General features: G+C 38.4%; 4 protein-coding genes. 3 read left to right on the top strand and 1 reads right to left on the bottom strand.

Annotation, left to right across the window (positions count from 1 at the left end; all coding sequences use genetic code 11):
• The coding region (gene serA, locus F6K13_RS12850; protein ID WP_287287557.1) for a phosphoglycerate dehydrogenase at positions 1-1509 on the top strand (1509 nt) is incomplete at its 5' end.
• Positions 1510-2187: 678 nt separating this feature from the next.
• Entirely contained in the window at positions 2188-3081 is an 894-nt protein-coding gene (prmA, locus tag F6K13_RS12845) for a 50S ribosomal protein L11 methyltransferase (protein ID WP_124143124.1), read from the top strand.
• Positions 3082-3552: 471 nt separating this feature from the next.
• Here prmA and F6K13_RS12840 read toward each other — a convergent pair whose 3' ends face one another.
• A complete protein-coding gene (locus F6K13_RS12840; RefSeq protein ID WP_124143125.1) occupies positions 3553-4116 on the bottom strand; it encodes a hypothetical protein in 564 nt (187 codons plus the stop codon).
• Between the two features lie 581 nt (positions 4117-4697).
• Between F6K13_RS12840 and der the strand changes: the two genes are divergently transcribed.
• The gene (der, locus tag F6K13_RS12835; protein WP_124143126.1) at positions 4698-6059 is read left to right on the top strand and encodes a ribosome biogenesis GTPase Der; all 1362 of its coding nucleotides are present in this window, start codon (positions 4698-4700) and stop codon (positions 6057-6059) included.
• Positions 6060-6510 lie beyond the last annotated feature (451 nt).

The following is a 6510-nucleotide window of genomic DNA, read 5'->3' as shown; positions in this document are numbered from 1 at the left end:
GTCAAAACAGGTTTACCCGCAGAAGAACTTGTTAAGATTATACCAGAATATGATGCTTTAATGATTCGCTCTGGTACTAAAGTTACTAAAGAAATTATTGAAGCTGCTACTCAACTAAAAATTATTGGTCGTGCTGGAGTAGGGGTAGATAACGTAGATGTAACAGCAGCAACCCGCAAAGGTATTGTAGTCGTTAATTCCCCAGAAGGAAATACGATCGCTGCAGCAGAACACGCCCTTGCCATGATGTTATCTATGTCGCGCCACGTTGCAGAAGCCAACCAGTCAGTTGTTAGTGGCAAATGGGACCGTAAAAAGTTTATTGGGGTAGAGGTTTACAAAAAAACTCTCGGTGTTGTTGGTCTGGGTAAAATTGGTTCCCATGTAGCTAAGGTGGCGAAAGCTATGGGTATGAAAATTCTGGCCTACGATCCATTTATCTCTAAAGAAAGGGCAGACCAATTGGGTTGTAATTTGGTAGATATGGATTTATTGGTCCAAGAATCGGACTACATTACTCTCCATATACCCAAAACTGATGAAACTTATCATTCTATTAATGCTGAAACTTTCGCAAAAATGAAGCCCACAGCTCGTATTATTAATTGTGCTAGAGGTGGCATTATTGATGAAGTTGCTTTGGCAGAAGCTTTAAAAGAAGGCAAAATTGCTGGTGCTGCTATAGATGTGTATGAAAATGAACCTCTAGAAGCTGAGTCCCCACTACGAGAGCTAGGACAAAAAATTGTGATGACTCCTCACCTGGGAGCTTCTACTGCTGAAGCTCAGGTGAATGTGGCAATAGATGTTGCGGAACAGATTCGAGATGTGTTGTTGGGGTTACCTGCTAGATCGGCAGTGAATATCCCTGGTATGTATCCAGATACATTAGAAAAACTTAAGCCTTATTTGTTATTGGCTGAAACTCTTGGTAATTTAGTTAGTCAATTGGCAGGTGGACGAATTGATTTTCTGAATGTCCGTCTTCAAGGAGATTTGGCCACTGGGGATAGTAAACCAGTAGTAGTGGCAGCTCTCAAAGGTTTACTCTCTCAAGCTCTGCGAGAGCGTGTAAACTATGTAAATGCTTCAATTGAAGCTAAGGAAAGAGGTATTCGAGTAGTGGAAACTAAGGATGCTTCAGTCCGGGACTATACTGGTTCGTTAGAGTTGGAAGCAAAGGGTTCTCTGGGTGACCATATCGTTAGAGGTGCTTTACTTGGAGAAGATGAGATTCGGATTACTAATATTGATGGATTTCCAATTAATGTCCCCCCAAGTCCTTATATGTTATTGACTTTACACCGAGATATGCCCGGAATTATTGGTAAAATAGGTTCACTTTTGGGTAGTTTTAATGTGAATATTGCCAGTATGCAGGTGGGTCGTAAAATTGTTCGGGGTGATGCGGTGATGGTATTAAGTATTGATGACTTATTGCCGGAAGGAATTTTAACTGAAATTCTCAAAGAACCAGGAATTAGGGATGCTTATACAGTTGCTCTTTAATAGACATCTCTAGAAAATAGGGAGTAGGGAGTAGGGAGAAATAATTGATGATTTATGTACGATAATTGATTTTATTTTTGATTATTTGGATATGTCTAATAGGTAATAGGTCATTTCAGTTATCTCTTAGCCTCCTCCAGAGCAACTGCGTTAACAGTTAGCCTCCTCCGGAGGAGCTACGCTAACAGTACCTCTGCAATAAGGAGGCAAGAAAATACGGAATTCTCTTTTTTTTATCCCCTTAAAAGGGGAGGGTTTAGACCACGATTTTTCGGTTATAGGTTATAGGTAAGAGTAATATCTCAAAAAGCTGTTGTAGGTTATATACTCTATTATGAATTATGACAAAATTTACCGAATAATTAAGGTTTAAAGCCTCTCCTTTAAAGGAGAAAAAAAGCGGTCGTTTTGCTGGCGCACAACGCACGTTAACGGCAGTCGCCGACATGTTTGCGCAGCATTCCGAAGGAAAAAGTGCAGCTTACCGTAGGGTGGGATGGATGGGTTCCCTAACCATATCCAATAGACCAAGGGAAGAAAAAATTTTCACGCTCCGCGTCAATCCTCTTCTTTTCAAGGATAGATAATAATTAATAATTAATTATTAATTGTTGAACCTACGACCTACGACCTAACACCTAATCTAGAAAATAACAATGTAGAAAAGCTTAAATTTTTATGGCATATAACTGGTGGGAAATTAGAGTGTTGTGTCACCCAAGTCTCGAGGAAGTCATTGCTTGGCGTCTAGATACTTTTGGTTGCCGAGGTACTGCGAGTCAAGTCCAAGAGAATCATTGCTTGATCTGGGCCTATATACCAGAAGAACAAGCTCAAATGTTGGACTTGTCAGCTTTGGCCGTACACTTACGTCAGGATGCCCTATGTATGAATCTACCAACTCCAGTAGTGAATTGGGATTTAATTGAGGAAGAAGACTGGGCAAGTAGTTGGAAACAATATTGGCAACCTCAAGAAATTGGCGACTACTTTCTAATTCATCCTGCTTGGCTAGATTTACCAGAAAATTTAGATAGAATTATTCTTCGTTTAGACCCAGGAGCGGCTTTTGGTACAGGAACTCATCCTACTACGGAGTTATGTTTGGAGTCATTGGAAATGCGCTTGGGGTTGGAACCTAATCCAGAAGCTATTATTGCTGATATTGGTTGTGGTAGTGGTATTTTGTCCATTGGTGCAGCATTATTAGGGGTACGTCAGATATATGCAGTTGATATTGACCCACTAGCAATTAGATCCACTATTGGTAATCGGAAATTAAATGATATAACGGCTGAAAAATTAATTGTTGAACATGGGGATATTGAGCATTTAATTAAGTTAGCTTCTGGTCCGGTAGATGGTATAGTTTGTAATATTTTAGCTGAAGTAATTATTGATATAATTCCACGTCTGGAAGCGATCGCTAAACCTACAACTTGGGGCGTTCTTAGTGGAATTTTACTAGAACAAGCTAAATCAATTGCTGATACTTTGGAAGAAAATGGTTGGGTTGTGGCCACTCTTTGGAAACGAGGAGAGTGGTGTTGTTTTAATATTCGGCGTTCTTAATTAATTTAAGAAGGTTTTAGGTTTTAGGTGGTAGGTTGTAGGTGAAAATTTGAGAATGATTTAAGAAGGTTTTAGGTTTTATATCAAATCCGTTTAATTAGGTATAAAAATATTGTCCATTTTCACAATTACCAAATCTTTATAACTGTTTTTCCTCCTGACTCCTGTACGGGCGTTTTGCTGTGGCATAACTCCGTTAACGCTCCGCGACATGTAAAGCGGAGAGCTTCTACCTGAGCAAACGGCCGTTAGCTTCGCATAACTATCATTAACGCCCCTACTACCTGACTCCTAACTTCAAAAGATTTTATACCGATACTAATAGATTTAATATTAGGTGGTAGGTGAAAATTTTAAGAACGAAGATATAGCAGTGGAAGGAAAGGGCGCGGACATATCAAAAGTTTAAAACTCAGACAAAGCCAGATTTTTCCTTTTTCACTTCTTCTCTCTTCCTTTTTCCTTCTTCCTTCAGCTATAAAAATAAATATAACTACTACAATAAAAAATATTAACTAGAACTATCAATACTTTTCCGATTGCAGAATTAATGCTAGGAAATATCCACAAAGTTGCTAATAACACCAGTAAAATTTCTATCAAGGCAACAATTGCTCCATAATGTTTCGGGTCCCAATAAGAAATAGGGCTAATAAATCGATAATTACTTAAAGGGAAAAAATGTTTATGAGCATCATTATTATGTACTGGTAAATCAAACAGAGAATGAAGCACCAAACTAATACAAATAACTTGCATAATTTCCCAGCCAAAATAGTAAGAAATTAGTAATAAAATTATCGCTAAAGGAATAGAATGAAAAGTAGCAACAAGATTTTGTATTAATGGTTGATAATAGGCTTCTGACCAAATTTTTGCTTCTGGTAACCGGACAATAAATTTTGCCCAAAAGTAGAAAATAAAGATTGGAATATCTGGTAAAATTCCACCTATTACAATAGCAAAATTAGCTTGTGATAATTGTGGTTTAGCAAGAAGAGCTAGATTAATAATGGCATGACTTGGTGTATTCATTAGAAGTAAGAAACAAGAAGGAAGAAGTAAGAAGGAAGAAGGAAAAGAGATTTGCCCTTGAAGTGAGAAGATAATTTTTTTTCACCACTAATAGACATCTCCAAAAATCAAAAATAAAATCAATTGAAGAAGGAAGAAGGAAAAGAGATTTACCCTTGAAGTGAGAAGATAATTTTTTTCACCACTATATAGACATCTCCAAAAATCAAAAATAAAATTAATTATCGTACAGGAATTATCAGTTATTTCCCCCTCCATACCTATTCCCTATTCCCTATTCCCTCTTTTCTGGAGATGTCTTATTAAACAGAAATGATATAAAACTTGCTTCAACAAAATTCTTGCTACAATAAAAGTTTGAAGAATTTATATAGCAATCAGAAATCAGATGTGAGAATTGAGGTGTTCCTTTAAAGCATAGAACATGGCAGTTATCTTATTAATATATATTCGTTTTTTCCCTGTTGCCAGATGAGCTGTTGCCAGATGAGCTGTTGCCTGTTGCCTATTGCCTAAAAGTCTTCAATATCTCACAACTAAAATCATATTGTTATATTTAGCTAAACTAATTAAAATTAAGTATGTCCTTACCTATAGTAGCTATTATTGGCAGACCAAATGTGGGAAAGTCCACAATAGTAAATCGCTTGGCCGAAAATCAAGATGCAATTGTCCATGACGAACCAGGAATAACTCGCGATCGTACTTACCGTAACGCATATTGGCGAGACCGAGAATTCCAAGTTGTAGATACAGGAGGCTTGATATTTGATGATAATACAGAATTTTTACCGTTAATTCGCGAACAAGCTATGGCCGCTCTTGCGGAAGCAAGTGTTGCTATTCTTGTAGTAGATGGACAAGCAGGCCCAACTGGAGGAGATGAAGAAATAGCTAGATGGCTTCGTCAACAACCTGTCCCTACCCTTCTAGCAGTTAATAAGTGCGAATCTCTGACAGAAGGATTAACCCAAGCTGCGATGTTTTGGGAATTGGGTTTAGGAGAACCTTATCCCATTTCTGGTATTCATGGCAATGGCACTGGAGAATTATTGGATGAGTTAATTACCCATTTACCACCTATTACAGAAATTCCAGAAACAAATGAGATTAGAGTAGCAATTGTTGGTCGTCCTAATGTGGGTAAATCTAGTTTATTAAACGCATTTCTTGGAGAAAATCGTGCAATTGTTAGTCCTATTTCTGGTACGACAAGAGATGCTATTGATACTGTAGTAGAACGTAATGGAAAAACTTATCGTTTGATTGATACTGCTGGTATTAGAAAAAAGAAAAATGTGGAATATGGTGCAGAATTTTTTGGTATTAATAGAGCTTTTAAAGCTATTCGTCGTACTGAAGTTGTTCTGTTTGTAATTGATGCTTTAGATGGGGTAACAGAGCAAGACCAAAAGTTGGCAGATAGAATTATTGAGGAGGGTAGAGCTTGCGTTATTGTGGTGAATAAATGGGATGCTGTGGAAAAGGATGCCTATACTATTTATACTTATGAACAAGAAGTAAGGTCGAGACTATATTTTATGGAATGGGCAGAGATGATTTTTATTAGTGCATCTACAGGAAAACGAGTAGAGAAAATTCTAGATTTAATAGATAATGCCGCTAATGAATATCAACGTAGGGTAACAACTTCAGTGATTAATGAAGTTTTAGAGGAAGCTGTTAGTTGGAATTCTCCTCCAACGACTCGTCAGGGTCGTCAAGGAAAAATTTATTATGGAACTCAAGTGACAAGTAAACCACCAACAATTGCTTTATTTGTGAATGACCCCAAGCGTTTTCCTGATAATTATCGTCGTTATATACAAAGTCAGTTTCGTCAACATTTAGGATTTACAGGAACACCAATAAGATTACTTTGGCGTGGCAAAAAAGCTAGGGAAGTAGAGCATAATACTGTTAATAGAGCAACTCGTGTTTAAGGATAATCAACAGCTATAGCGGAAGAAAGAAAAAAGAAGGAAGAAGGAAGAAGGAAGAAAGAAGAAAGAAAAGCTTGGTTTGTCTGAGTTTTAAGTTTTTGATATGTCCTAACCTTTGTTTAGACTGCTATAATTGTCAATTCAGTTATCATATCAAATCCGTTTAATTGGACATAAAAAAAATCTTCAATCGCCATAACTACGTTTATCTTTGTAATTCTTTCTCCTCCTGAGGAGGTCCGACTGACTCCTTCCGACCAATTTCGGCAAGCCAAGCCCGCTGCGATCCGAGGCGCGCGGGGGGGCTGAGGTTCGAGTGGCTACGCGCAGCTTGGCGGAGCGCGCGCGGGGGTTTCGGGCCAACTCATCCTTGTCCGGCCCGATGGCGCGGCGCGGGGTCAGGGTGAAGGTTGGCTCCTCTCGCGCGATCTCAGGCGCGTAGCGGGAGCCG

It is taken from the genome of Okeania sp. SIO2B9, assembly GCF_010672505.1.
Lineage (GTDB): Bacteria > Cyanobacteriota > Cyanobacteriia > Cyanobacteriales > Microcoleaceae > Okeania > Okeania hirsuta.
Note: the sequence above shows the minus strand (reverse complement) of the source record. Positions and strands in the feature narration are given on the sequence as shown.

Excerpts from the sequence above, each read along its gene's own strand:
- F6K13_RS12840 (WP_124143125.1), bottom strand. The coding sequence starts at position 4,116 with ATGAATACACCAAGTCATGCCATTATTAATCTAGCTCTTCTTGCTAAA.
- der (WP_124143126.1), top strand. The coding sequence starts at position 4,698 with ATGTCCTTACCTATAGTAGCTATTATTGGCAGACCAAATGTGGGAAAG.
- prmA (WP_124143124.1), top strand. The coding sequence starts at position 2,188 with ATGGCATATAACTGGTGGGAAATTAGAGTGTTGTGTCACCCAAGTCTC.